We start from the raw sequence: 25428 nt of genomic DNA, 5'->3' as shown, positions 1-25428 counted from the left end.
TTTACCCCGGTTTCCTGGTCAGTTTTGCACGCTGATTAACAACCTTGGCTCCCGGCTGGAGGAATTTCGCATACCGTTTTGGGAAATGGTAGGCGATGCCAGTTTGATCTTCCCAGGATGAGACGTCGTTTTCTGTAATAACGGTATACATCGTTCCTCCAGTTCAATAGATTCGTTTATCCAGTATAACACCTCGCACTCCACCACGTGGATCTTCAAGGTCGCCGAAGTAGCGTGGTATGAGATGGCAGTGGGCGTGCATGACAGTTTGGCCTGCCGGAGTGCCTATGTTGATGCCGATGTTGTAGCCATCCGGTTTTCGGAGGTGTTCTAGGTAAGTTTTGGCTTCACCAATAAGACTGATGATGGCGTGTTGTTCTTCTTGGCTAAGGTCAAAGTAGTTGGCCTCATGTCGTTTTGGAACGATGAGGAGATGGCCAGGAGAAACGGGGAATTTGTCCACTTTTACGTAGGCGAGTTCACTACTGAGGACGACTTCTTCTGGTTTGCAGAAGGGACAGCCCATGGTTAGATGAGATCGCCTACATTCTTAGCGTGCTTAATTTTTCCCACGCCGTTATCAATGTGCCCTGCTAGCATTTGTTGGGCTTGCTTGGGGGTGAGGTCGCCGTGGGCTTGTTTTAGGAGGCTTTCGTAGACCAGGGCGGCATCACCGAGGAGGGTGGCAAGATTGAACTCTTGACCGGTAAGATCGACGGTATCAGGGTTGGGTTCGTGGCCTTCTTCGAGTGAGAGGGTGAGGGCCATCCGGCAGAGGATGTTGGGAGTGACGCCGGTTCGACCTTTGATCTGCTTTAGCGTGTCTGTGGCGTGTTTGCTAATGTGTAGGCGGTTAGGCAACATGGGCGCCCTCCTCGTTATCTAGTGACTTCCAGAAGTAACCTTCTTCAAGGCTGGAGCAGCCTTCAATCGCATCGTAGCGGATGTGATATGAGTGGGAAATATGGGAGCTCAAGCCCTGGTAGAACTTGGCGTCTACCTCGGTATCGGTAGATAGGATGATGACCTGATGGCTAGCCCTAGGGAAGTAGTTATCTACGAGTTTGCCGCGATGGTGGCTGTCTAGTCTTCCCAGAGGTGTGTCGATGATGATGGGGAGCTTTCGGCCAGACGTATGAGCGAGGGCTTCCAGCATGGCAATGGCGTAGATTTGTTTTTCACCGGCTGAGAGGTCATTTTTTGGGATACTCTGGCCCTTCTTGTTGCTGAGGTGGACTTCGAAGTTTGCCGGGTCAATCTTGGCGCTGACGATGGCGTCGTCTTTGCGGGCCAGACGCGAAAAGGTGGCGGCGAATTCTTGCTCGAGCTTTTCGATCTTGCGTTTAGTCATTTCGCTGCTGAAGTCTGCGAGGACTTCACGACTGTTCTTAGCTAGAAGGACCCCGACGTTTTCGTCGCTGCCTTGCTCCAGCGCTTCTTCCAGTTTCCGCATCTTGCGGACCAGTTCGATTGCTTTCCAGGTTTCCCTACGGCCCTGTTCTAGCACGTGATTGTGCTCGACCTTGAGCGTAACGATTTCAGTGTTTTTTTTCTTGATGGCATCCAGGTCGGCCTTGAGCGCGCTTTCGTCTGGAGCACGGTCGATCTGAACGCTGATATTGGCCAGTTCTTCATCTACCTGGTGAAGTTTTGTTTTGCGGGCCTTCATTTCTGCGACCGCAGTGGTGAGGGCCCCGTGGATCCAGGCTTCAAGCTGACCGTAGTCTTTGCTGGACAGGTCGTGGACTAGTTTTACGTTTTTCAGGTCGTCAGGCCGGACGGTGAGATCCTGGAATAGGTGGTTAATTTCCTGGATTGCCTGAGTGTTTGAAACCTCGGGAACGTATTTCTTGACGGTGGTTTTCAGGGTTTCAATACGTTGTGTGATCGCTGTGGCGATCACGTCCCATTCCTTGAATTGACGTTCAAGATTGATCTGGCTGTTGAGCTGGCTGAGGAGTTTCGAAGCGAGGCTCAGGGGGTAGAGTTCGTTGAGCGCATCCCGGACCTCGGCCTCCAGAGCTTTCTTTTTTGTAATGAGCTGTTCACGGCGATTCTTGAGCGTTCCGCGTGAGACTGCCCAGGCACCTCCTTTTGAAGCGAGACTTTCTTCGAGTTTATAGAGTTGCGCCTCGGACTCGGCGATTTTGTGGCGGATTTCCTGGGCAGCTTTTCTTTCTGCTTCCTGGATGCGTTCCTTCGCTTGTTTGTACTCGGTATCCAGTTGTTCGAGTTGCGCCTTGCTGTCTTCTGGCAGGGCATTGTTGGTTTGCCGGCGAACGTAGAGGTGAAGGTCGCTTTTGAGGCGTTCGATGATATCCAGACCCAGAAGCTTGCGGATGGCGTCACGTAGTGCAACGTCACCACCATCCTCAGCCAGGCTGGCGATTTTCTCACCGTCGAAGAAGAAGAGGTCGGATACGCCCAAGGGAATGAGTTCATTGAGGAATGCTTGGCATTGCTCAGAGGTGAAATCAGAAATGACTTTTCCGTCCTGGAAGATGGTAAGCGTTTCTTTGATTTGTTTGCCTGAGATTACCCAGGAGCGGCGCACTTCATATTTGATCGGGGTGCCGAGTTTGTAGTAGATGAACTCTAGGATGACATGAGCACCACTCGGTTCGACCAGCGCATTGCGGACCCGGTGGATCTTGGAGTTAAGGTATTCCTCATAGGCCTTTTGGGTTGTGCCATAGCCGATTGCTTGACGGCCATAGATGGCAAGGCGGATAGCTGTGAGAATGGTTGTCTTGCCGGCACCGTTGAGACCTCCGAACAGGACGATGGGCCGCGTGGCACCGTATTTTTGCCGCGGTGCGAGATCGATTTCGTGTTGCCCCTGGAAGAGGCCAAAGTCACAGAGGGTGAGTTTTTTAATCAGCATGGAATTTTAGGCTCTCAAATTCTTCATATTGCTTCTTGAGCTGCTCTTCTTCATTGTCGAGATGGCTCATGGTCTTGGTACAAACACGGTGCTTGGCCATGATCTCTTCGAAGGTGCCCCAATCCTGCTTGAGGATGGTTCCGATGCGATCAAAGATGGCTGAGCGTTTGCTGAGACCATCCATGGAGAGTTCAAGCTCGATGAGCTTCATTATCAGCGCTGCCGGCACTTTGTGTTTGTCTTCCAGTTCGGCGAGTAGATCGGCGTCGAGCTTGGTGAAGGCGCCGGCATCGCTGGTTGCCCAGTCGAGATCCTTGCCGATGATCTCCCGATAGATGCTCGGCAGGCTGTCTTCCCAGTCTGGTTCATTGGGGTCCTGGACCCATTTCTTGCGAATTTCTTCGAGTTCTTCCTTGGTGATGAGCTGGATATCCGGATCCGTTTGCTGAACAAGTTTTTGAGCTTCGAGGAGATCCTTCAACAGTTCTTTGCGGAAGGATAGCCAGTAGGGGCCGGGTATGTGCTTAATGTCTTCTGCGACACCCTCGACCCTAGTTGGGGTACTGGTAATTTTCCCAGTGCGACGCTTGAAATTTCGGAATGTATTTTTGTTTTCCGGAAGCGTGGTGTCGTAGATCTTATTACGGAAACGCTGAAGCGGCTTAAGCCAGTCATGACCGCTTTCGATCAGACCATCCATGGCTTTGTCTTTGGTGACGACGGTACAGACCCAGCAGCCAAAGCGGGAGTTGCCGCATGAGGGGGTGCTGGTGTCGATCACAAGCGGGCATTCGCCAGCATTAGAGTCTTTATAGAGTTCGAACAGCGCTTGGTGGTCGCCTCCCCATGGGGCTTTGCCGGTAAGCAGAAATTCCCAGACGTCGTCAGCAGACCAGTCTTCAATAGGCGTGTAGACGTACGCGCTGGGTAGGCTGCTGTGTTTTGATAAACGCCGTCCTTCAATCTTGTGCTTGCGCATGACTTGGGCGCGGGAGTTGCTTTCTGCCAAGCGGGAGCCCAAGACAACGACGACTTCGCCGAATTTTGCCACCTTGCCGAGGATAAACTGACTAACAGGATTGATTTTCATGCGCTCGGTGCACCAGCGGAACTGGCGGGTGGGGGCTGGGTAGCCTTTGCCAATGAGGTTTACCCAGAAAGTTTCGTCCATGGCTGGGTACACTTGCTCACCATATATGGGCAGGCCTTTCTGCTTCGCGGCGTTGTTGATCTTGCTCAGCGTGCTGGTGATGATGCCGACCACGACTGGGGTTTCAACCAGCGTGTCAGAGGAAACCACATAGACGTCTTTGGTCCGCTCTTCTGGGGAAAGCCCTTGCAGAGCGAGGTAGACCAGTTGCAGAATTGCGGACGAGTCTTTTCCACCGCTATAGCCGACGACCCAGGGGCGAGTGTCCGCTTTGTAGATGGTTTGGATTTCTTGCAGGAGGTCAGCGATCGGGCGGCCGGCGATCGTTTGTTCTTTTACTGATTTTGAGATCGGGATGACTTTGGCTTGGCCATTCATTTTGAGAGGCCTTTTTCTAGTTCGGCTTCTTCAGGCTTGAGCTTGAGACCGAGGTGTTTCTTGATGAGATTGGCGGTGAGAAGGACGTTAGTACTGGCCTTGCTGATGCGGCCATGGACCATTGCTCTTCCTTCCCACGCTTGGATGTTCGAGCGTGACCAGTCAATTTTTGAAAGCTTTTGCAGAGTCTTTTTCCAGCTCTTAGGATCAGAAGCCAAGAGGTCAGCACCTACGATGCCAAGGGCGTGGAGGGCTACGCCATGGGCGTGTACAAAATTCTGCCGGAGGTCAGAGGTGACCACAGCTCTTTCTCGGGCTCTGGTCCAATCCGGGATGTGTTCCGCTACGGCGTCCCAGTATTCCTGAGCGACATGCTTTTCTTGCTCGGAGATTTTTTCTCTGTTGCCCTTGCGCAGCAAAGCACGGCTGGCGTGCTTGATACCGCTCAAGGTGAAAAGCTTGGAGGAGCGGTTTGAGATGGTGGATTTTTCCATCTCGGTAATACCTTTGAAAGCGATGCAGTAGTTTGCTAGATACCGGGCCAGATCAGATCCGGGATCGCGGTGGTCGTACAGCGTGCTTAGGGAATAGCTGGGGCGGACCGCGTATTTGTTGAGGTCAGCGAACATTTGCTGACTACGGACCAGTCCATTATCGATGAAGAATAAGACGGGGATATTGTCCTGCCCGATCGAAGGATTTTCTCGTATTGCCTCTTCAATTGCTGCCCGGCGATGCTGGCCATCGTTGATAAGAATGGTCGCGTCCATAGGGATGCTTAGGACCCCCATATTACTTGCGGGGCCCGATTCAGCGTATGGCTTGAATTGGATGCTGGCGTCGACGGAGGCGGTGAGGGCCGAGAGGATATAGCTGTCGGGGTTGTCGATCAGATAAGACGCAATCTCTGGAATTCTGGCGCGATTTAGAGCTCGCTGGGCACGAAGTTCTGGAGGAACTTCTTCTTCATCGAAGATGAAAATTTTTGGGATGATTTTCATCGGGCACATGGCTATATAGAAGACACGACCGGCCTGGAGTCCGCGGATCGCGGGGAAAGAATGGGAGTAGCCAGTGTCGCCCATTGGATGGGTCCCTTAGTAAGTCAATCTAAGAGAGCATTTTATTGGAAGTCAAAAATGTATTCAAGAATAACTTCCAAATCGCGCACTCACCCGTGCTTCAAATAAACCAGATTATGGCTCAAATCCCGGGCCTAGCCATTCCGCGGCGTTCTCCTGCCTATCCTTATTCCGACTCGCTCCTTAGCCTCGAAGACTTTACGCTCCTGAGCGTCAGCATTCAGTCCGAATGGACCATGCTCAAAAGCAATCTTATAGACGATCTGAATCGCCTCTTCAGAGCGATCAAGCAGCTTAGCCAGCCATCCAATATTGGCCGATGTCGGTGCAAGGCTGAGAATCACCTCCAACTCACCTTCTTTATATGGTTTGTTTTTTCGTTCTGGCATTTGAATTTCTTTCCCAATCTATAAACATCGAAGAGATGACTAAAAACCAGAAAACGGCCGTTAGCTACCTGGTATTGCGGTCTCAGGCCTAATTTCGATCGGTATTTCTGGGCGCCCATAAGGTCTGAAGTAACGCAAATGCGTAATCCTTAGTCTCTCTTCCCCATGAGGCACCGCGAGCAAAGTAACTTCGTTATTCAGATTTTTAGAAAGCAAGTTCTCTAAGTATTGGTAATATTCAAGGGCTTTGACTATCGCATCATAAAACATTTGTGTTTTTATTAGCACGCCTTTTGACTTATCAAAATTAACGACGAAATAATTAATTTTCCCATCCGGGACCAACCCTTCATCTTGAACAAAATCTGGATTATTTTCTTCAAACAACACCACTTTTTTTGAAAAAGAATCCAGATATTCTCGTTGTTCTAGCGACCCCCCACCTTCTTTAACTTGTTCCCCAAAACTTTCTGAAGTAGTAGACCAAATGTGCTGAAAAAACGTTCTCACTTGAATCTCATAGGTAAACCTTGTCGGCTCTCTATTTCCAGACAAAAACGTTTCAGCCGCACCAATAATGTGGATTCCCCTATATCCAGAGGCAGGAGGGGAATCCACATAATCTTTAATAGCCTTAACCGAGAGTCCATTAGACAAACAATCTACAACTTTCTTTTGCTCAGCACGTGTCGAAACAATTATTCTAAAGCCCACAATATCGTCCATTGATGAGAGCTTCATTGTTTTTTCACGTCGCAGCTTTCGAATTATCGTATCAGTACGCTTCAACCTTCCGCTAAGAAGCGCTTGCCGATTTAGAATCAATCCTGAAATGCTATTGAATAACACGGGAAGATTCCCCGACCGAAGCCAACGGTATGCCTGAATCGTCTCACGATCCGATGGCAGTTCCTTCCGGTCTCGGAACCTGACACCCGCGTTATCAATAAACTTTCTACTAGTAACTTCAATCATTTTAATTAAAGAGGATTGGGTAACTGAATATCTTTGTTGCCCCCCCACTCACCGTCAAATTTACGAAACTGTCCATCAATCTCTCTAGCTTCTGCAAAACTCATCCGTAAATCTTCACGCTCCCTCTCATCAGGAAGCCCACCCTTTAATAAATAAACCAAAAGGTGTTTAGCCAAATTCTCGCCAGAAACTAGCATTCTCTGTTTATTCGGATCAAACAAAACGCCGTACCAAAGAGATGAGAAATGATCAATTTTAGAAAACCCTCCTTTTTCATCGTAGGCCGATAATTTTTCGAATATCTGTTTAATTGAGACCCCTTCATTCATAAGTAAGCCAACGGCGCTGGCAAGTGCCGTTTGCCCAACAGGCCTATAGAGCAAAATCCCCTCACCGCCTTCAGCAGAAAAATTCCTAAGTTGCGGAGATGGGGTGCCTTGAGCAGCTCGTTTAATACTGGGCAATTCCACCAAGTAGTCCATAAACTCCGTAAATCTCTTAACACCATCCTCCAATTCAGGATCCTCTGGCCGCAACTGAATCAACCCTTTTTCCGAAGGCGACCAAGTTGGATAAATCGGCTCAAGGACACCTTTAGCCATCTCCGTCAGCGCTTGCAACGTAGTAAAGCTGGTCGATCGAGAGGAAATGGTATTGTTCTCCCAATTTACCCTCCCCTCTCCAATCGCACTGAGGAAGGGGTGGCTTGTCGTAACACGCTTAGCCACTAATGCAAAACCATTATCCTCATCCAGCTGATGAATTTGACCAGCGGTTAATGGAGCAGCCATTCGATTTACATGAACAAAAATCGTGCGAATCCTTCGTTTCGCTTCAGCACGGCTTTCTCCCGGAACGACAGCGGAAATAAACTCAATCCCAATTATTTCCTTTCCTAGCTGCTGAAGCTTAGATTGAGTTACTCCATATCGCTCCTCAAGCAGTTCCGATGTAATCACTTGGTTTTTTACATCATCACCATTTCTTTTTCGCACCGACAAACGGCCTGTTTTAATTAACTCCATTAATCCCTGCACGCCCAGCAATCTATGTTGCCCATCAAGCGCAAAAATCTGGATGCCTTCCGATACATCCAACAACCCGTACTTACCCATCGAATCCAAAGCAGAAAAATCTGATGTTGACTTAATTGCATGTCCATCAGAATTCCACTCATCAGCATCTTGGTTATCTACCCATTCTTGCGAGACAACCACAAGCAAAGGAGGAAATTTATGCTTAGGGCGTGCAGCCAAATACTGAGCCAGCACAGCTTGCCTGCTGTAATCCAATGGACGTTGAAGAATCTCATTGATTGTATCTTTATCGATTTCAATACTTTTAGTTACCGGATCAATTTTCTCCCTAAACAAGGGCAGCTGAGATGCAAAGCGCACCCGTTCTGCAAGCCATTCCAAAGTCACGGCACCAATATAAGACTCCGTCCCCCCCATCTCGGTTTTCTGTACAAAAATCTTATCTTTCGAGGCGGTATAACGGTCCAACAACAATGACAACGCGTGTTTCTCTTGGGACTCTCTTTGCAAAATATCAGTTGTTATCTGATCAAGCGAAGCTGACGATATATTCATGATTAACTCCTTGTTTGTATTCAATACGATTAAATTCCGGCAAAAGTTCTTTAATAAGCCTTTTTTCCAGCCCAATGGATTCTGTACTGGCTGTTGCTGCAAACCATACTTCAATGCCGCCTTGATTTTTCCTCAGCCACTCTTTTAAACCAGGATTCTCTTCTCGGATAAGCTGATGCTCACGCAACCTTCGACCAAGTCGATCACTTCTTCCAACATAGACCCAATCATATAAAACGGGCACCTGCCCAATTTTATACACCTTTCCAATCAAGTAGACCCCTGAACGATTGGCGGCTTTTATCGCAGCCATCTCCAGCGTTCTACTGCTCACCCATCCTAGTTCCATAGCCCCTCCGCCAGCATGTTTTCAAAAACATAGTAATTACCATAAGAATAAATATAAACTTATATCTAAATAATGTCAACTGTTTTTGAAAACATACAATATAATCTTTACAATTTTCCGGTGTTTTTTAAAACATCGACTGCCACCGATGCTCATCTAACTGGTATTGTCTGTATTATTAACGGACTAAAATTGGCATGCCTCTTCACGGCTATCAAAATAATATCTTTGGGTTAGATGCCTACAAGCCAACCCGGCGGCCGAGAATTCAAGCGCTACAGGAAAACCCTTTCCACCAAGGCCGAGGCGCTAGCCGATGAAGTTGGTTTAAGACAAAGATTTCAACCTCGCCGATCTGGCATCTCCAAATCACGATCTGCGTAAGCCTTCCGAGCAGGTCGATCACAGGCATCAATGAGGATCAAACAAAAAATTGCGCTACGATTCAGTGATATTACTATGGCGTTATATGAAATACCGAAGAGATTAGGGCTCAGACCACGGTTTATGGGAATTTTGTAGAAAGTGCAGAATAGATGTAAACACGCACGCGATCACTCCTTGATTTACCCTTGGAACCCCGGAAAACAAAAAGGCCACCCGAAGGTGGCCTAACTGTTTGTTACATATGGTGCGCCGGCGGGGATTCGAACCCCTGACCCCTTGGTTCGTAGGCGGCTCGTTTAAATAAATATATTTTTAATATCAATTGCTTGTGACGATTGCCACCAATCACACACAATCTTACCAAATCTCAGTCACACTATATGAGCCCTCAGGCACTGACCTATGGTCTATGTGTGTCGCCCACCAAATACGCCATTTATATCATAAAAGCTGGTGACATCCGGTCAATTTCAGCAACCGATAATTTCATATCCTTAGCCACTTTTTTCCATCCAGACAAGGCATCAACAACTTCCGCCAGAATGTCCAGAGCTTGGTTTTCCGTCAGTCGGTAGAACGCGGCTGTGGACATGGCCATTTGGATGTCTGGCTCAGGATTGGCATCATCCAACGCTAGTGAGTGCGTCTCCTTGCTCAGATTCGGGTTCATGTCGAATGCTTCAGATAGTCGCCATCCATCGGCAACCCAGATAAAGCCATGGTTACGCAGGTGATCGTCCCGATTGCTGACCAACACATTGAAAAGCACGCGCCGGAATAACTGAGCCAAGTCGGTTTCAATGAATCCGCTTGCTCCATAATTACTAATCAACTCGGCCATTTCCAGGTAGCTGCCGTCCTCACCATCTTTTTTTTCAAGCAAGGTCATTGCCGAAGCATACATACGCCGAGAGGCTCCTGCCCGGTCGAACCGTTTTACGCAGAAAGTTCGATATCTCGATGCGAGCGAGACCATGCGCGAAGTGGGAACCCATATCTTCGCCTTATCCGCCAGGCGGTGTATCACGTATTCCCAAGCGCCAACGTCGTATGTATCGTTCTTCGCCGGAAACTTTGCAATCCAAAGAGATCCATCCTCTTCTTCGAAATTGGCTTTCGGTCGAGCACCTCCCAGTGAAGACCCGGGTGCAATCAGTAAAGATAACCACTTCTCGTACTCAGGGAGGCCTTCGGCACCCTCTTCCTCTATTCGGTCACAGATTGCTTCCAATTCAGCAAGATCCATTACCGAGGGCGTCGGCAACTCACTGTTATCCAGAAACGGGCCGCCTGGACGGCGGAAACGTAAAGCGCCTTGCCGGGTAAGGTCATTCACGCCCAACAGGTAATCCATCTCCTGCAGTGCTTTTCGAGACCTACCCTCTTTTCTGGCCTGGATGGCTTCACGCCGATCCATGAGCATGCGACCCCAGCGATCTGGCGCTGAGTCCAGAAAAATCCCGAATAACACGGAAGCTCCAACAGGGTGCTGCTCTCCGGCATACAGCTCTAGTCGAGGATCCAGCATGAAAGGATGCTGGGTGATCCATTCTTCAGTGTACTCGAAGGATACCGGCAGGGCAGTACGCACCTTGTCACGATAAATCGTACCGACTTGGCACGAATGGCCAAGCTCTTCGGCTTCGAGAAAGACTTCGAAGGTGTCTCGCGTTAGATTAGGTTTCGCCATCGGCAGCCTCCTTGCTTCGGAGTTTCAACATCAAAGCAAGAGCCTTCTGGTTTCGTTTGCGATGGCTTTCCACGTCTATCGCTGGCTCTGCAGCATTGCGGACCGGTGTAGACAGCTCCAAGGCTGTACTGCGCCCCTTGATAGTCCTGCGAGGGGGCAGATCACGGTCCTGCAGTTTGCGGCCAATGACATCATCCTTGGCCACTTGATCGATATCTTGATCCAAACCCAATATTCGCAGAGCTTTCAAGTAGGTACCGATCGCGATATTGGGATCTCCCTTTTCCAAACGGTTTAAAGTATCCCGGGACACGCCAAGCCGTTCGGCGAAAAGCACTGTCGTCAACTTGCGGCGCAGTCGGGCATCTCGCAACCGCTCGCCAAGGGCGGTCAGTTGCTTCGTGTTCGAGGAAAAAAGAGTGTGAAATGATCTAGCCATGTCCAATACTTTAGACAACTTATGATTAATTGTCAAAAGTATTGGACACTATTTGTTATTGGCACCGCAAACCAATCATCATTTAACAGGTTTTCTGTCCGACACTAAGGACAATATATGCAATTTTGTCTGAATTATCGGTCAACAACCTGAATCACACAGGACAGGTGGTCGCTTCACATCGTGCTACCCGAAAGCGTTGGAAAGATACCCCCTGTTCCTACCCTATTCAGGACAACGGAAATCTGAACAAGCCGAGAAATAGAGATCTGCTATCCGCTCTCTGTCGGCAGCAGATTTCATGGCATTAGAAATTGATTTGAACGGAGAATACTTGGGTGAAGCCCGTGCAAAAGTGTCACCAATTAGATATCACAAAACAAAAAGGCCACCCAAAGGTGGCCTAACTGTTTGTTACGTATGGTGCGCCGGAAGGGATTCGAACCCCTTACCCCTTGGTTCGTAGTTAGTTAATTTATCGCCTCATCACACATCACAATACATCAACATCACGTATAATATCACTACAGTAGATTGATTTATTAGATTAATTTCAAGTTGCATTGAATCAATCCGTAGCATAGAATGTCATGAAAGCCCATCAACCTGTTGGGCACTTTGTTGGGCACTTTTCTGGATGTGCCCCTACCCAGGGAGAAAATCATGGCAAAGCTGACAGTCAAGAATCTCGAAGCGCTCACAGCAAATAATGTAGGACACCGCATAACTGACGAAGGCAGCCTATATGGCACAGTCAAGGCCAGAACCGATGGTGTGAGTGTACTTTTTCGCTGGCGTTACAGATTCGGTGACAAGACCAAGGACTTTACCTGTGGCACTTGGCCAAAAAATTCACTAGCGGATATTCGTGCAGCCAGAGATAAAGCCAGACGAATATTAGACGATGGCAAAGACCCATCCGAAGAAAAGCGCATAAGCCGCCTTAAATCTCAAGCCGAACAGGCAGAAGCCGTCGGCCTAGAGCAGGCCAGAATCACCGATGCTGAAACGCATAAAGCCCGACTGACTGTGCTGGGACTATTCGAACGCTGGGAAAAATTGGAACTCCAACGCCGCAAAGATAAAGGAGCGGAAGTCCGACGCAGTTTTGAGAAAGACGTGCTCCCCGTACTGGGAGCTGTAGCAGCTGCGGACGTTACACGTTCAATGGTAGTTGGGGTGCTAGATAGCGTAGTAGAGCGAGGGGCGCGGATCGTTGCGCGAAATTTGCTAGGGGATATGCGCCAGATGTTTGGCTTCGCCATAGTGCGCGGACTGGTTGAGAATGACCCGACAAGCCGCCTTAAGCGTGATGACTTTGGCAAGAAGGTAGAGCGCGACCGGATATTGAGCGACGCCGAAATCAGGGCGTTACCGGGCAAGCTAAAAGCTGCTCGCATGACTGAATCAAGTACCGCTGCAATCTGGATCATGCTTTCCACCTGCTGCCGTGTTGGGGAAATCAGCCGGGCGGAATGGAAGGACATCGACCTTGAAACCGGTACGTGGCGCATACCACCTGAGAACGCGAAGAACGCAAAATCCCACACAGTTTTTCTCTCCCCATTTGCCGTTAACCAGTTCGAAATTTTAAAAGCCTTGGATAAAGAAAGCCCGTGGGTATTACCCGCTAGGTGGGAAAACAAGGAAGGAAAGCGAGTACATGTTTGTGTTAAGTCACTATCAAAACAGGTCGGTGACCGGCAACGTGGCGATAAACCCCCCATGGCCTGTCGTAGCCTGAACACCAATGCGCTAGAACTGCCGGGCGGGAGATGGACCCCTCACGATCTACGCCGCACCGGGGCAACGATAATGGGCGCGCTAGGCGTCAGGCCAGACGTGATTGAAAAATGCCTGAACCATGTCGAACAGAACAAAATTGTCCGCATATATCAACGTCAAGAGTTGAAGGCAGAGCAAGCCGACGCATGGCGACTACTGGGTGAGCGCTTAGAACTACTGCTGCGAAATGACGACAACGTAGTTTTGCTGAAGGGGGCAGCATGAGCGAAATAGACAATGCAAAAGAAGCAGCAGAACAGGTAGGCGGTTGGGAGAATCTAGCACGTGGTTTATATGAGCAGATTTCGACTGGCAGTAATGCTCTGTTAAATGAAGCGTACAGGCTCGCCGTGTCTGAAAGGAGTAGACAATTATTTAGCCCACGGAAAGGCACATCAAAATTTTATACTTTAGGGTGGGGTTGGAGATTGGAAGAAATGTTAGCGGAGGCTATAGAAAAAAACCTGTACGAAATTGAGAAAACCATCATAGGTAAGGTCGAAAATCTCAGGTGTTTTTACGGTAAATCATTGGGGACGACCAGCAAGAAGCGTATTCAAGCAAATAAAACCATTAGAAACTACTTAGGAAAATGGCGGAAGGTGAATAGATTACACCTGGCTACGCTTGCTAAGGAGCCACCGTACGTTGACCCAATGCAGCACATTGTCATTGACGATGATTAATTCACGCCCCAGATGAATAGGTCGGCAATGGCCCTTGCATTTATGACTAAGGAAAAAACCTGTCAATAGGGTAAAACAAATAATTCCCCCTCTACAAGCCCGCCCCTAGGGCATTCCTAATCCCATTTTTTTCCGGCAAAGTTTTGGGGTTAATCCAGACTTAAAGTTCTTCTCAGCTCAATTGAGCGCAAACCACCTAGAGAGGAACAAGCATGGATCACAACAAAGAAGCACACACCCAGCGTCGGCACGCCCGGCTGAAACAAAAACTCGATCTCATTGATTCCATGCCCGATGATGCGGCTGTAGATATACAGGTCGTATGCGTTCTGAAAGGACGCTCCCCTGCTTCCATTTGGCGTGACGTGAAAGCAAAGCGTATAGCACCGCCATTCAGCGCTGGGCCACACTCGACCCGCTGGCGTCTCGGTGACTTGAGGGGGGGCAGCCATGATGCCTGACAATCTTGACGACAGCCCAGCAGCAGAAACATATAACGCCTTCACTGTAGAGCAGATCAAGGCACTTTGCGAGATGGACATACCTGGGAATTGCAGGCGCGACACGCCACCTATGGAAAACATGCCAGAAGGACAACGACAGTTCTATCGCCTGAAAGCCTATTGGGCATTGCGGGGCGCAGACGACCCCGGTGGTGCGGCATGTTTTCATGGCATGGTTCTAAATAATACCGGCACGCTGAGATCGAATCCAGAAAACCTTCGCGATCTTGAAGAGATTTTTCTCCCCAAGCCAACACCCAGTATCAAATTGATCTTGAAGCGATGCCCCCAGATGGCAATGATTCATGCTTTGCGTGGGGATGTAAGCGAACCTTATTGGTGGGCGGTGCTATCTATCACTGAACATGCCAGTCCTAAATTTTCCAGAGAATGCAGTGATGGCTACGCCGGTTTCACTGAGAAAGAATTGAGCGAACGGGCCGCCAGAATTCACAGTGAAAAGACAAAGCCTGCACTATGTGATCGGCTGGATAGCGTAAATCGGAATGTGTGCAGTACATGCAAATTTAAGAGGATTGTTCGTACACCCATTGCACTAGGCTTTGAGCACGAGCCACGAGGTAGGAAGGAATCGCTATGACAGCCCTGCCAATCCTTAGCGGCGCGACTACGCTTGAACAACTAAAGCAATTACTGCCGCTTGCGTATCTGCACCGCAACGTCAGCGAGGATGACTTTATCGAAGGGACGCTAAGTAAGGCCCAAACTTTTGACGATACCTTTAATCTTTCCGACCTCCAGTCCATCATCGGTATTAACGACGGAACTGATCAATCCTTGCCCGCCATTGCGGGCCAACAAGGAGCTTCTAGTGCCATTGATGACCTCAACCAGAACTACGCATGGATCGAAGCCAATACCAGCATCTACCGACTGGAATATGGCGACTTTATCGAACCCGCAAAATTCAAGACACAACACGATAACAAAACGGTAAGCATCCAGTCAGGCGGCAGTTCCAAATCGGTTGGCATCGGAACCGCATGGCTGAAACATCCCGAACGCCGCCAGCATCGCCAGCTGGTGATCCGTCCAAGCGAGGACCTCGTCACATCTGACAACTGCCTCAACGAATGGCGAGGGTTTGCCGTGCAGCCGATGAAGGGAGGGATCAAACCATTCACAGAACTACTAGTACGTCTGGTGCCAGAGCAGGAAGCACAGCGCTATGTTTTGGCATGGCTGGCACACCTCATTCAGCACCCAGAGATAAAGATGCATGTTTCTCTAGCCTTCTGGGGCCAAGAGCAAGGTGTCGGCAAAAACCTATTTTTCGAAACAATCGCAGACATAATCGGCAGCACACACGCGGCGGTAATCGGGCAAGCTGCATTGATCGGCAGCTTTAACGGGTGGGCAAATCGTCGTGTTTTTATTATCGGTGACGAAGTATCGAGCACCGACCGGCGGCAGGATGCTGACAAGCTCAAAGGACTGATAACCAGTACCTCGGTAAGCATTAACGAAAAATATCAGCCTGCACGCGAAGTGCCAAACCTGATGAATTTTGTATTTCTATCAAACCACAATGACGCGCTATTTTTGGACGATAAAGATAGGCGATTTTTTGTGTGGGAAATCACAGCAGGACGACTGCCAGAAGCGATGGCTCAAGAATATGTTGCATGGAAAAATAATGGCGGACTTTCCACCCTACTGCACTCACTACTGATCTGCGACATCAAGAGCTTCAACCCCAAGGCGCACGCGCCGATGACAGCAGCCAAGCAGCAGATGGTCCAAGATAACCGCAGCGACCTTGAAACGTGGTTGGCAGATTTGATGACATCAGACATTACCCAAGTGCTTGGCAGAGAGGTGGTCACAGCACATGAACTCGCAGGGCGGTATGACCGGGAAACAGATCGCCGTAACACTTCAGCAAAAGCCATAACAGGGGCATGCAAGAAACTCGGCGCACACGCACGCACCAATCAAGTTCGCCTCAAAAACGGCAGGAAAGTTCGCGCCATGGCGATTGCACGCGCCGATTACTGGAAGCAACAACCGGATGCAGAGTGGGCAGTAGAGATGGAAAAACTACTGAAGTGATAACCAATCTGCCTCAGTTATGCCTCACGTACACCGCACGCCTCAGATGTGCCTCACTTTGTGCCTCGGCTGGAAATGCTGGTACGACTGGGTTTCCTCAGATTATTGCCAAATTGCGCAAAAACTTTGTTGCAATGAAATGCACCGTGACGATGGCGTAGCAGGGGATTGTATTTATATATTCTATTTTTTTTAAAATAAAGAGAGGCAAGTGAGGCAGAGGACTTGGAACCAGCGTCACCATTGCGTTTTCTCCTGCCTCGCTTGCCAATCAGAAACCGAGAATTGCCTCACTTAATCTGAGCACACCATAGAGCGTTTCGACACCGACACCGGAGGAAATATGTTTCTTAAAGCCTACATGACAAACCTTCAGCGGCAAGCCGCAGAGCAGCAAGCCACAACCGCATCACAGTTAGCAGTAGATCAGGCACAACAGAAAGCCGACCACCTGCGCCGCTGGGAGCCGCTAGTTGATCAGATTGCCAGATGGTTCAACGCGCAGCCAGTGGCCCTAAAAAATCGCCGGTACCACCTTAACGAGATATGCACTAATCTTCATGGTCGATATCAGGATACCCCCCACCGTGGTTCAGTGGCACTGGCTCTCAGGCAGTTGGGGTGGCAACAGCGGCGCGATTACACAAGTCGCAAGGGTGGGGTAAGATATTGGGTGCCGCCGTGCACGACGAAATAAAGTAAAGGCGGCCATCGGAGTGCCGGAATTTTGCGCGGATATTCCCGCCAAATTACATGTTTGGGTCAAACGCACCAGCCATTAATCTATGAAACTCAGCAGAAAACTTTGGGTGTTGGTTGATAATATCAGGGCGTTCTTGGGACAAAATATAAAGGCCGAGAGCACGGGCATTTATAGGAGAAGGTAACGATGTAAACGCCGCCGATTGTGACAAGGCCGCAAACTCCATTTCTTCCGACCTTTGTTTCCCCGACCGAGCCCTCATTCGATTTATACATATTTCTGCGAGTATTTCATGCTCTTCGGCAGATGGCGATGTTCTTTTGGACATGGCATACATTTTCTCAATTGTCGAAACCACTTCTTCGCCCATTACCTCTGTATTAACGATGCTCTTTAGTATCCGAAATAGTCCCATGCCAAACCCCTCTCAATCCCAATTTTAAAAACCTCTCTCGGCTACGGGCTTCTTCTCGCTGTGTTGCAGGCGTAGTTGACGCCAAGGGCCAAGGGCTCGCCTACCTTGGTCTTGCCATGCTGCCTTACCTCCTTACCATCAAAGAACCAAATCATTATGGAAGGCGAAGAGCAATCCCCCACAATCATAGACGTGTGACGCTTACCGTCCGGTCCAATAGTGAGCAGATGAAAGCCCACAACATCATCTTTACGCGAGGCCATTTCAGGTTTGACGTAATAAACCTTGGTGCCCTCAACACCAGTCGCTAGAAGCATTTGGCTTTTAGCCATAGCGCTACTGCTTACAATAGCCAGTAGCATTATCAAAATAAATTTACGCATTGCGCCGCGCCACACCGACCAAGCCCAGCAGGCCAGAACCTAGCAGCCATGCAGCAGCAGGCACAGGGACGGCGGCAACATCACCATCACGAACAGCCATGGCATATGCGGTTGTGTCCCCAGCGGGGCCTTGAAATCCATCGGCGAACCTGAAGGTCCATACGTGGCCACCGCTTCCATCCGGAGAGTACATCGGCCCGGTCCACTCGGATAGGTAGTCAACGCCAAAAAGATTACTAAATGGGCCAGTGTTAGCGAGGCCCCAGCCGAACTGCATTTCTAAATGACCGGCGGTTGATGAAATCCATGACGTTGCTGGATTAGCGTACCCTTTGTTGTTGAGTGAATTGTAGAACAGGTGTGCCATCTCACTGCCCGTGCTGCCAGCATAGGCAGTGCCTGACGCGCTGACGTTGTAGCTATAATCGGTGGAGCCGTTGTAGCTCAAGTTGTAATTGAATGCAGTGCCGTTCACGGGGTTGGTGTTCGGCAGGCGCCAGTCGGTGTAGGTGACGTTGCGCACGCTGTCGTAGTAGCTGAGGTTGGATGCCCAGGTGGTGGCCTGACTTAAGTTCATATAGCCATTAGCATAACCTTGTGTGCCACCGCTTTGAATATATTGCGTCTTGGCATAGTTCGCATCTTGCAGCCATGTAACATTGAGCACATTGTCGTAGATCAGTCCACCGCCTCGGTCAATCAGCGCAGCATTAGCTTCACTAGAAACAAGCACGGCGCATAACGCAAGGGATGAGGCGAGAGCTTTCATGGTCTACTCCAGTTTTTAGTTATTTTTGTGCATTCCTCTCATGGCAAGAGGAGCATTATGGACACGCTACTCTTTTATTCCTGATATCTGTATAGGGGAATCCCTAATTGTAGGTATAAATAGTTGAGGGCTTTACGGTCGGACTTCGATCCACACATACCCAGTATGCGCGAAATTATCGTTTGCCCTCCCCCCTCTCATCTAGCAGCAATCCTAAACCCAAACAATTCGGAGGCGGGCAGTGGAATGGGGACGACTAGTTCAGCGATGCCGCAACAATTGGCTTTTGCTGCGCGTGGTATTTGATTACTGAAGTGAAGGACTAGAGGATGCAGGGCAGAGGGGGATTGACGCCAAGGGAGCGGGTGGGGCTGAAATATATCGGCAGCACATCAGCCTAGCGATTCAATCTGTTGGGCACTTTGTTGGGCACTTTTTACAAAACCGGATAACAGGAAAAGAAAAAGGCCACCCGAAGGTGGCCTAACTCATTGATACATCTGGTGCGCCGGAAGGGATTCGAACCCCTGACCCCTTGGTTCGTAGCCAAGTACTCTATCCAGCTGAGCTACCGGCGCATTTGTGAAGGCGGCATTATATGACAAAAACCGCCATCAAACAATGGCGGAGAGAGAGGGATTCGAACCCTCGGTAAGGCTATAAACCCTACGCTCCCTTAGCAGGGGAGTACCTTCGACCACTCGGCCATCTCTCCGAAGTGCGCAAGGATACCGACTTAGACGCAAAAGGTCAAACCGCTCAGGCTCCCTGCTCCAGGCCAAACGCCTTGTGCAACACGCGAACAGCCAACTCCATGTATTTCTCGTCGATCACTACCGAAATTTTGATTTCAGAGGTGGAAATCATCTGGATATTGATCCCTTCTTCTGCCAGCGTCCTGAACATGTTGCTAGCGATTCCCGCATGAGATCGCATGCCGACGCCGATCACGGAGACCTTGGCGATGCGGTCATCACCGGAAACCTCACGGGCGCCGATGTGGGATTGCACGCCTTTCAGCACTGCCAGCGCTTTTGTGTATTCGTTGCGGTGAACGGTGAAGGTGAAATCGGTGGAGCCGTCCGCGCCGACGTTCTGGATGATCATGTCCACGTCGATATTGGCCTCGCCGACTGGCCCGAGGATCTGGTAGGCAATGCCGGGACGATCCGGTACGCCGAGTACGGTGATTTTTGCCTCATCGCGGTTAAACGCGATACCCGAAATAATCGCTTGTTCCATTTTGTCATTTTCCTCAAAGGTGATCAGAGTGCCTTCCCCCTCGTCATCGAAGCTGGAAAGCACGCGCAATTTGACCTTGTACTTGCCGGCAAATTCAACCGCGCGAATTTGCAACACTTTGGAGCCGAGGCTTGCCATCTCCAGCATCTCTTCAAAGGTAATGGTCTTGAGCCGACGCGCTTCCGGAACGAGGCGCGGGTCAGTCGTGTAAACGCCGTCCACGTCGGTATAGATTTGGCACTCGTCGGCTTTCAGCGCCGCGGCCAGCGCCACTCCTGTGGTATCCGAACCGCCACGACCGAGGGTGGTGATGTTGCCTTTTTCATCCACGCCCTGGAAACCCGCAACCACGACCACATAACCTGCGTCCAGGTCGGCGCGCATGTTGTGTTCTTCAATGTCGAGTATGCGCGCCTTGGAGTGCGCGCTATCGGTGAGTATCTTGACCTGGGAGCCGGTATAGCTCCGCGCCTTCAGCCCCAGTTCCATCAGTGCCATGGAAAGCAGTGCAATCGTCACCTGCTCGCCGGTGGAAACCAGCACATCCATTTCACGCAGATCCGGGTTGGGCTGAACCTCCTTGGCCAGGGCAATCAATCGGTTAGTCTCGCCGCTCATGGCGGAGAGCACGACCACGACCTGATGGCCAAGCATCTTGAATTTAGCTACGCGCTGGGCAACGTTCTTGATTCGCTCGGGGTTGCCGACCGATGTGCCGCCATATTTCTGAACAATTAGTGCCATTGCACACCCGCAAAAAATTGATAATTCTAATTCAATTAAGGAAAGATGACGAGCACATGGAAAACTCCCGCCAAATAAATTGATAAATATCAGTATTTCAACCCTATAAGGGAACTACACATAAAACCCAATGTCATCATTGTTGTGTGTTTTTAAAATAACCGTGATAACATTATGCGAACAATTAGGGTTTTCCCTATTACGTAGTAGGGATTTTATTTAGTCACTTTGTTAATAAATGGCGATAACATCATGAAAATATTTGAAAATATCATAAACCCGCGTGAAATCCGGCGGAAGCTTGGTCTGAACCAGCAGGAGTTCTGGACCCAAATCGGCGTAACTCAAAGCGGTGGCTCCCGCTATGAAAGCGGTCGCAACATGCCGAAACCGGTCAGAGAGTTGTTGCGCCTCGTCCATGTGGAGCAACTGGACTTGACCAAGGTCAAAAAAGAAGACTTCGAAATCATCAACTTCATGAAGGAAGAGCATTCAGATTTGTATAAAAGTCTGAAAAAAGCGGCTCGTGCCAAGAAAAAAGAAGCTTGACCCGAATAGAGCCTAGCAGCTCAGCTTTACCGCAACACCCTGCTTCTCGATCTCAGCCGCGAAATTCAACATCCACTCTTGCGGCAATGCTGACAAGCGCCCTGCTTCGGGTTGCATCGAAGTGCGCGCGAGTCCGTATAACAACACACCGTGCAACGGCACTCCCTCTGTCCGCAGCCTCCCGATGAATTTCAGATAAGCCTCCCGCTCAACATGTGCAGGAGGCTGTCCGTCCAGTTCAAAAACACAGGTTTGCAGCCAGGTCGGGCATAGCAGCGCAGCTGTCCGCAAATTACCATGCATTTTTTCTACCGTCTGGCGGGTACTGTTAATCCTGCGCATCCCATTCGCCGTGGCGCTGTCCAGTTTGAACCACACCTCTCCGCCCAGACCAGCCATTTTTCGCAAGCCTTCCTGGACCTTGGCGCGCTGAATCAGGCTGCCGTTGGTGATCAATACCAGCTTGATCTTTCTGATCAGGTCGAATTCCGCCATGATCTCACCGATCAAATCGACTACCTGGACGAACTCCCTGGCACTAGTCGGTTCGCCATTGCCTGACAAGGCGATATCGTTAAGCCGCTGCGCCTCGGCTGGCACCCGTCGCTGCATGAAATCACCTTGGAGTAATTCCCGCAAAAAACTGCGCAATTCTCCTGCCAGCTTTATCAAATCAAGCTCAGGTGCGCCACCACGCTTGAGGTCAGGCACCTGACAATAAATACAGCGCCAGTTGCAGGCACTGTTGGTGTTGAGGTTGATCCCCACTGATACGCCACCGGCACGGCGCGAGATCACCGGATAGACATAAGCCATCCCCGCGCTGTCGCGGTCATGATCGTAAATATTCAGCACCTTGGACATGTAATCGATTTTAAAGCTTCGTTTGCCAAGGCGCCAACAAATTCGGCGCAATGATCCTAGAAACCTTAGTTGGACGGGGTGGAGTGTATGGTTTTGGGGGTGCAGGGCAAGGCACAGCGACGCGGAATGGTCGTTCCATTCCAAGGAGTTGTAACGCTGCCATGTGCCCCCAAAACCGTACAATCCACCCCGTAGCGGACTCACTAACCGGGTGAAGAGGCATATCATGAACAAGTTTATTGAAATCACAGTGTTAAATATCCAGTCGAGCGGTCAACTGAGGTTTCTAGGATGATATAATCCACCAGGAATTGACCACCACCCTGGCCCTCCAAATATGTTGATCACGCGCAGACTCGAATTTGATGCCGGCCATCGCATCCCGCACCATAAAAGTCAGTGCCGCCACATGCACGGCCATCGCTACGCCATCGAGATCAGCCTGTCCGGCAACATCATCAGTATGCCTAGCTCGTCGGAAGAAGGCATGGTTATGGACTTTTCCGACGTCAAGGCCATCGCCCAGAAGCATGTAGTGGAACCTTGGGATCACGCCTTTCTGGTGTATGCCGGCGACACTGTCGTTCTCGACTTCCTGAAGAGCATTGAAGGACACAAGACCGTTATGCTCGACTGCGTGCCCACTGCGGAAAATCTTGCCTCCAAGGCGTTCCAGATTCTGGATTTAGCCTACCGCGACACCTATGGCAACAATCTGCGCCTCGAACGGGTGCGAATTTACGAAACCCCCAACAACTGGGCCGATGCAACGAGGGGTGAGTGAGCCCCTGAGTTGAACTCAGGCCTCTCCAGTTTTAGGCAACTCTATCGGCTCCAAGTGAAAAATGAAAAATTTGAACTGGACCCCCGCTATTTTTTTCGGCTTGCTGATGAACCTGGCAACAGCAGACGAAGTCCATGTCGCAGTAGCCTCCAATTTCGCCGCACCGATGGCAAAGATAGCAGCAGAATTTGCCCGGGATACCGGCAATAAGGCGCTTGTTTCCTCTGGGGGAACGGGCAAACTCTATGCTCAAATAAAGAACGGCGCACCCTTCGAAATATTCCTGTCCGCTGACGAAGAAACCCCGACAAAGCTCGAAAATGAAGGGCTGGGCGTAGCCGGCTCCCGCTTCCCTTACGCCTTCGGCAGACTGGCGCTGTGGAGCCCCAAACCAGGCTACGTCGACCCCCAGGGCAATATCGTGAAGCACGGCAAGTTCAGGCACCTCGCCATCGCCAGTCCCAAGCTGGCGCCCTACGGTCGTGCGGCGCAGGAGGTTCTGGAAAAGCAGGGCATGTGGCAACCGATACAATCCCGGCTAGTTTTCGGCGAAAACATTGCCCAGACCCACCAGTTCGTCTCCAGTGGCAACGCCGAGCTCGGTTTTGTTGCGCTTTCCCAGATCAGGCAAGACAACGCAGAACAGCAAGGCTCGTTCTGGCTTGTACCTCAAGCAATGTACACCCCGATCCGCCAGGATGCGATCCTGCTCGCCAGAGGCAAGGGCAAGACCGCAGCAGAGCAACTGCTCAAATACCTGAAATCGGACAAAGCCACCACGATCATCAAACGTTACGGCTACGATCTACCTAAATAATGAGCCTATCTTGAATGCCTTCGATTTCGCCCCGGTCTGGCTGACCCTGCGCCTGGCGACCACGACCACCCTGCTTTTGCTCCTGATGGGCACGCCGCTCGCCTGGTGGCTGGCACGGACCTCGTCGTGGCTGAAAATACCCGTTGGAGCCATCGTCGCCATGCCCCTGGTGCTGCCACCGACGGTGCTGGGCTTCTATCTGCTGATGACCCTCGGACCTCAAGGCCCGGTGGGACAGTTAACCCAGATACTCGGCCTGGGCACCCTGCCCTTCACTTTCGCCGGTCTGGTGGTAGGCTCGGTACTGTATTCCCTGCCCTTTGTAGTGCAGCCCATCCAGAATGCCTTCGAAGCACTGGGCAGCCGCCCCCTGGAAGTGGCATCCACCTTGCGCGCCAGCCCCTGGGACCGGTTTTTCAGCGTAGCCTTCCCTCTTGCCAGGCCCGGCTTCCTCACTGCCACCATATTGGGGTTCGCCCATACCGTGGGTGAGTTCGGCGTGGTATTGATGATAGGCGGCAACATTCCCGGGGCCACCCGAGTGCTTTCCGTAGCCATCTACGACCATGTCGAGGCAATGGAATATGCACAGGCCCACTGGCTCGCCGGCGGCATGCTGCTGTTTTCTTTCCTGGTACTGCTGGCGCTGTATGGCTTCGGCCAGCGCACGCAGAGAGTGGGCCCATGAGCAGCCTGTCTGCCCGGTTCAGCCTGGCCCTCGGTGATTTCCGGCTGAACGCTTCGTTCGATGCACCGGGAAAGGGAGTGACCGCGCTGTTCGGCAACTCGGGATCGGGCAAAACCACGGTGCTACGCTGCCTCGCCGGACTGGAACGCGCGCCGGACGGCTATCTCGCCGTGAACGGCGAGATCTGGCAGGATGAAAACAACGGTTTCTTCCTGCCCACCCACCGCCGCCCTCTGGGGTATGTGTTTCAGGAAGCCAGCCTGTTTCCTCACCTGAACGTGCGCCGCAACCTGGAATATGGCTGGAAGCGCATCCCGGCGGCGGAACGACGGGTGAGTTTTGAGCAAGCTGTCGAACTGGTCGGCATCGGGCAACTTCTCGACCACAACCCGGCGCATTTGTCCGGCGGCGAGCGGCAACGCGTGGCGATCGCCCGGGCGCTGCTCTCCAGCCCGCGCCTGCTCCTGATGGATGAGCCCTTGGCCGCGCTGGACCTGGCCAGCAAGAAGGACATCCTTCCCTATCTGGAGCGCCTCCACGACGAACTATCGATCCCGGTCATCTATGTCAGCCACTCTCCGGATGAAGTAGCGCGGCTGGCCGACCATATGGTGCTGATGGATAGGGGGAAAACCGTGGCCCATGGGCCGCTTCATGCCATGCTGGCGCGCCTGGATCTACCCCTGGCCCACGGCGACGAGGCGGGCGTGGTGCTGGATACAGTGATCGGAGAACATGACGACACTTTCCGCCTCACCCGACTGGATTACAGCGGCGGCAGCATCAGTGTCGCCCGGCAAACCCAAGCACCAGGGCATCCCATGCGCCTGCGCATCCATGCCCGCGATGTGAGCCTCGCGCTGGAGCATCACGACGATTCCAGCATCCTCAACATCCTGCCGGCCCAAGTAGTGGAAATTGCCGACGAGAACCCGTCTCAGGTCATGATTAAACTCGATACGGGAGGCGTCCCGCTACTGGCGAGGGTCACCCGCAAATCCCGCACCCTTCTAGGTCTTCAGCCGGGTACAATGGTTTTTGCCCAGGTAAAAAGCGTCGCCCTGCTGGGATGAAGGCGTTGCAACTGGTAACAACCCCTCGTAGCGCG

General features: G+C 50.9%; 25 protein-coding genes and 2 tRNA genes. 9 read left to right on the top strand and 18 right to left on the bottom strand.

Annotated elements, in window-relative coordinates:
- Positions 1-163: 163 nt before the first annotated feature.
- The 11 genes from SCD_RS16060 to SCD_RS15970 all read right to left on the bottom strand — a co-directional run bounded on the left by SCD_RS16060 (position 164) and on the right by SCD_RS15970 (position 11315).
- The gene (locus SCD_RS16060; RefSeq protein ID WP_009206132.1) at positions 164-526 is read right to left on the bottom strand and encodes an HIT family protein; all 363 of its coding nucleotides are present in this window, start codon (positions 524-526) and stop codon (positions 164-166) included.
- Between the two features lie 2 nt (positions 527-528).
- Positions 529-864: a DNA sulfur modification protein DndE gene (dndE, locus tag SCD_RS05365; protein WP_009206133.1), complete on the bottom strand. Its 336-nt coding sequence runs from the start codon at positions 862-864 to the stop codon at positions 529-531.
- A complete protein-coding gene (dndD, locus tag SCD_RS05360; RefSeq protein WP_009206134.1) occupies positions 854-2884 on the bottom strand; it encodes a DNA sulfur modification protein DndD in 2031 nt (676 codons plus the stop codon). The genes dndE and dndD overlap by 11 nt, the downstream gene beginning before the upstream one ends.
- On the bottom strand, positions 2874-4412 hold the full coding sequence (gene dndC, locus SCD_RS05355; RefSeq protein ID WP_009206135.1) for a DNA phosphorothioation system sulfurtransferase DndC: 1539 nt from the start codon (positions 4410-4412) through the stop codon (positions 2874-2876). Before dndC ends, dndD begins: the two co-directional genes overlap by 11 nt.
- Entirely contained in the window at positions 4409-5497 is a 1089-nt protein-coding gene (gene dndB, locus SCD_RS05350; RefSeq protein WP_009206136.1) for a DNA sulfur modification protein DndB, read from the bottom strand. Before dndB ends, dndC begins: the two co-directional genes overlap by 4 nt.
- Before the next feature lie 131 nt (positions 5498-5628).
- Positions 5629-5883, bottom strand: coding sequence for a hypothetical protein (locus SCD_RS05345; protein ID WP_009206137.1), 255 nt, complete (start codon positions 5881-5883; stop codon positions 5629-5631).
- 60 nt (positions 5884-5943) lie between these two features.
- Positions 5944-6732: a RelA/SpoT domain-containing protein gene (locus tag SCD_RS05340; RefSeq protein WP_161626923.1), complete on the bottom strand. Its 789-nt coding sequence runs from the start codon at positions 6730-6732 to the stop codon at positions 5944-5946.
- Positions 6733-6863: 131 nt separating this feature from the next.
- Entirely contained in the window at positions 6864-8450 is a 1587-nt protein-coding gene (locus SCD_RS05335) for a DGQHR domain-containing protein (RefSeq protein ID WP_009206139.1), read from the bottom strand.
- Positions 8425-8799, bottom strand: coding sequence for a GIY-YIG nuclease family protein (locus tag SCD_RS05330; RefSeq protein WP_009206140.1), 375 nt, complete (start codon positions 8797-8799; stop codon positions 8425-8427). The genes SCD_RS05335 and SCD_RS05330 overlap by 26 nt, the downstream gene beginning before the upstream one ends.
- An 823-nt stretch (positions 8800-9622) precedes the next feature.
- The gene (locus SCD_RS05325; protein ID WP_009206141.1) at positions 9623-10876 is read right to left on the bottom strand and encodes a type II toxin-antitoxin system HipA family toxin; all 1254 of its coding nucleotides are present in this window, start codon (positions 10874-10876) and stop codon (positions 9623-9625) included.
- Positions 10863-11315, bottom strand: a complete 453-nt coding sequence (locus SCD_RS15970) for a helix-turn-helix transcriptional regulator (protein ID WP_009206142.1) — start codon at positions 11313-11315, stop codon at positions 10863-10865. The genes SCD_RS05325 and SCD_RS15970 overlap by 14 nt, the downstream gene beginning before the upstream one ends.
- Positions 11316-11978: 663 nt before the next feature.
- Between SCD_RS15970 and SCD_RS05315 the strand changes: the two genes are divergently transcribed.
- From SCD_RS05315 to SCD_RS05295, 4 genes are all read left to right on the top strand, one after another.
- Positions 11979-13325 carry a tyrosine-type recombinase/integrase gene (locus SCD_RS05315; protein WP_009206143.1) on the top strand — a complete coding sequence of 449 codons (1347 nt, stop codon included), beginning with the start codon at positions 11979-11981 and terminating at the stop codon, positions 13323-13325.
- Complete coding sequence (locus SCD_RS05310) at positions 13322-13786, top strand: hypothetical protein (protein WP_009206144.1); 465 nt, start codon at positions 13322-13324, stop codon at positions 13784-13786. Before SCD_RS05315 ends, SCD_RS05310 begins: the two co-directional genes overlap by 4 nt.
- 450 nt (positions 13787-14236) lie before the next feature.
- Positions 14237-14890, top strand: coding sequence for a hypothetical protein (locus SCD_RS05300; RefSeq protein ID WP_009206145.1), 654 nt, complete (start codon positions 14237-14239; stop codon positions 14888-14890).
- Positions 14887-16362 carry a primase-helicase family protein gene (locus SCD_RS05295; RefSeq protein WP_009206146.1) on the top strand — a complete coding sequence of 492 codons (1476 nt, stop codon included), beginning with the start codon at positions 14887-14889 and terminating at the stop codon, positions 16360-16362. Before SCD_RS05300 ends, SCD_RS05295 begins: the two co-directional genes overlap by 4 nt.
- A 749-nt stretch (positions 16363-17111) precedes the next feature.
- Here the strand turns inward: SCD_RS05295 and SCD_RS05285 are convergent.
- From SCD_RS05285 to SCD_RS05260, 6 genes are all read right to left on the bottom strand, one after another.
- Positions 17112-17480: a hypothetical protein gene (locus SCD_RS05285; protein ID WP_021035796.1), complete on the bottom strand. Its 369-nt coding sequence runs from the start codon at positions 17478-17480 to the stop codon at positions 17112-17114.
- Positions 17481-17521: 41 nt separating this feature from the next.
- The gene (locus SCD_RS05280; RefSeq protein WP_041673339.1) at positions 17522-17863 is read right to left on the bottom strand and encodes a hypothetical protein; all 342 of its coding nucleotides are present in this window, start codon (positions 17861-17863) and stop codon (positions 17522-17524) included.
- Positions 17856-18632 (bottom strand): VPLPA-CTERM sorting domain-containing protein, encoded by a 777-nt coding sequence (locus SCD_RS16700; protein ID WP_021035795.1) that lies wholly within the window; start codon positions 18630-18632, stop codon positions 17856-17858. Before SCD_RS16700 ends, SCD_RS05280 begins: the two co-directional genes overlap by 8 nt.
- Positions 18633-19133: 501 nt before the next feature.
- Positions 19134-19210: transfer RNA gene (locus SCD_RS05270), tRNA-Arg, on the bottom strand.
- 44 nt (positions 19211-19254) lie between these two features.
- Positions 19255-19347, bottom strand: a tRNA-Ser gene (locus SCD_RS05265).
- Between the two features lie 44 nt (positions 19348-19391).
- Positions 19392-20618 (bottom strand): aspartate kinase, encoded by a 1227-nt coding sequence (locus SCD_RS05260; RefSeq protein WP_009206151.1) that lies wholly within the window; start codon positions 20616-20618, stop codon positions 19392-19394.
- Between the two features lie 252 nt (positions 20619-20870).
- On the opposite strand from SCD_RS05260, the gene SCD_RS05255 reads away from it, so the two are divergent.
- Positions 20871-21167, top strand: coding sequence for a helix-turn-helix domain-containing protein (locus SCD_RS05255; protein WP_009206152.1), 297 nt, complete (start codon positions 20871-20873; stop codon positions 21165-21167).
- A gap of 12 nt (positions 21168-21179) precedes the next feature.
- Here SCD_RS05255 and SCD_RS05250 read toward each other — a convergent pair whose 3' ends face one another.
- Positions 21180-22031 (bottom strand): radical SAM protein, encoded by an 852-nt coding sequence (locus tag SCD_RS05250; protein WP_009206153.1) that lies wholly within the window; start codon positions 22029-22031, stop codon positions 21180-21182.
- A gap of 337 nt (positions 22032-22368) precedes the next feature.
- Between SCD_RS05250 and queD the strand changes: the two genes are divergently transcribed.
- The 4 genes from queD to modC all read left to right on the top strand — a co-directional run bounded on the left by queD (position 22369) and on the right by modC (position 25393).
- Complete coding sequence (gene queD / locus SCD_RS05245) at positions 22369-22815, top strand: 6-carboxytetrahydropterin synthase QueD (RefSeq protein WP_041673338.1); 447 nt, start codon at positions 22369-22371, stop codon at positions 22813-22815.
- Positions 22816-22876: 61 nt separating this feature from the next.
- A complete protein-coding gene (gene modA / locus SCD_RS05240) occupies positions 22877-23632 on the top strand; it encodes a molybdate ABC transporter substrate-binding protein (RefSeq protein ID WP_009206155.1) in 756 nt (251 codons plus the stop codon).
- A gap of 10 nt (positions 23633-23642) precedes the next feature.
- Complete coding sequence (modB, locus tag SCD_RS05235; protein WP_009206156.1) at positions 23643-24320, top strand: molybdate ABC transporter permease subunit; 678 nt, start codon at positions 23643-23645, stop codon at positions 24318-24320.
- Positions 24317-25393, top strand: a complete 1077-nt coding sequence (gene modC, locus SCD_RS05230; protein ID WP_009206157.1) for a molybdenum ABC transporter ATP-binding protein — start codon at positions 24317-24319, stop codon at positions 25391-25393. Before modB ends, modC begins: the two co-directional genes overlap by 4 nt.
- The last annotated feature ends 35 nt before the right edge of the window (positions 25394-25428 follow it).

This window comes from Sulfuricella denitrificans skB26 (assembly GCF_000297055.2).
GTDB classification, from domain to species: Bacteria; Pseudomonadota; Gammaproteobacteria; order Burkholderiales; family Sulfuricellaceae; genus Sulfuricella; species Sulfuricella denitrificans.
The sequence above is the reverse complement of the archived record's forward strand: the minus strand, read 5'-3'. Positions and strand labels throughout refer to the sequence as shown.

What these genes read in the sequence shown, in the direction of transcription:
- SCD_RS05260 (WP_009206151.1), bottom strand. Translation starts at nt 20,618, where the DNA reads ATGGCACTAATTGTTCAGAAATATGGCGGCACATCGGTCGGCAACCCC.
- queD (WP_041673338.1), top strand. Translation starts at nt 22,369, where the DNA reads ATGTTGATCACGCGCAGACTCGAATTTGATGCCGGCCATCGCATCCCG.
- SCD_RS15970 (WP_009206142.1), bottom strand. Translation starts at nt 11,315, where the DNA reads ATGGCTAGATCATTTCACACTCTTTTTTCCTCGAACACGAAGCAACTG.
- SCD_RS05295 (WP_009206146.1), top strand. Translation starts at nt 14,887, where the DNA reads ATGACAGCCCTGCCAATCCTTAGCGGCGCGACTACGCTTGAACAACTA.
- SCD_RS05280 (WP_041673339.1), bottom strand. Translation starts at nt 17,863, where the DNA reads ATGCGTAAATTTATTTTGATAATGCTACTGGCTATTGTAAGCAGTAGC.
- SCD_RS05315 (WP_009206143.1), top strand. Translation starts at nt 11,979, where the DNA reads ATGGCAAAGCTGACAGTCAAGAATCTCGAAGCGCTCACAGCAAATAAT.
- SCD_RS05250 (WP_009206153.1), bottom strand. Translation starts at nt 22,031, where the DNA reads ATGTCCAAGGTGCTGAATATTTACGATCATGACCGCGACAGCGCGGGG.
- SCD_RS05310 (WP_009206144.1), top strand. Translation starts at nt 13,322, where the DNA reads ATGAGCGAAATAGACAATGCAAAAGAAGCAGCAGAACAGGTAGGCGGT.
- dndB (WP_009206136.1), bottom strand. Translation starts at nt 5,497, where the DNA reads ATGGGCGACACTGGCTACTCCCATTCTTTCCCCGCGATCCGCGGACTC.
- SCD_RS05285 (WP_021035796.1), bottom strand. Translation starts at nt 17,480, where the DNA reads ATGGGACTATTTCGGATACTAAAGAGCATCGTTAATACAGAGGTAATG.
- dndC (WP_009206135.1), bottom strand. Translation starts at nt 4,412, where the DNA reads ATGAATGGCCAAGCCAAAGTCATCCCGATCTCAAAATCAGTAAAAGAA.
- dndD (WP_009206134.1), bottom strand. Translation starts at nt 2,884, where the DNA reads ATGCTGATTAAAAAACTCACCCTCTGTGACTTTGGCCTCTTCCAGGGG.
- modA (WP_009206155.1), top strand. Translation starts at nt 22,877, where the DNA reads ATGAAAAATTTGAACTGGACCCCCGCTATTTTTTTCGGCTTGCTGATG.
- SCD_RS16700 (WP_021035795.1), bottom strand. Translation starts at nt 18,632, where the DNA reads ATGAAAGCTCTCGCCTCATCCCTTGCGTTATGCGCCGTGCTTGTTTCT.
- SCD_RS05335 (WP_009206139.1), bottom strand. Translation starts at nt 8,450, where the DNA reads ATGAATATATCGTCAGCTTCGCTTGATCAGATAACAACTGATATTTTG.
- SCD_RS05300 (WP_009206145.1), top strand. Translation starts at nt 14,237, where the DNA reads ATGATGCCTGACAATCTTGACGACAGCCCAGCAGCAGAAACATATAAC.
- SCD_RS05325 (WP_009206141.1), bottom strand. Translation starts at nt 10,876, where the DNA reads ATGGCGAAACCTAATCTAACGCGAGACACCTTCGAAGTCTTTCTCGAA.
- modC (WP_009206157.1), top strand. Translation starts at nt 24,317, where the DNA reads ATGAGCAGCCTGTCTGCCCGGTTCAGCCTGGCCCTCGGTGATTTCCGG.
- dndE (WP_009206133.1), bottom strand. Translation starts at nt 864, where the DNA reads ATGTTGCCTAACCGCCTACACATTAGCAAACACGCCACAGACACGCTA.
- SCD_RS05255 (WP_009206152.1), top strand. Translation starts at nt 20,871, where the DNA reads ATGAAAATATTTGAAAATATCATAAACCCGCGTGAAATCCGGCGGAAG.
- SCD_RS16060 (WP_009206132.1), bottom strand. Translation starts at nt 526, where the DNA reads ATGGGCTGTCCCTTCTGCAAACCAGAAGAAGTCGTCCTCAGTAGTGAA.
- SCD_RS05330 (WP_009206140.1), bottom strand. Translation starts at nt 8,799, where the DNA reads ATGGAACTAGGATGGGTGAGCAGTAGAACGCTGGAGATGGCTGCGATA.
- SCD_RS05345 (WP_009206137.1), bottom strand. Translation starts at nt 5,883, where the DNA reads ATGCCAGAACGAAAAAACAAACCATATAAAGAAGGTGAGTTGGAGGTG.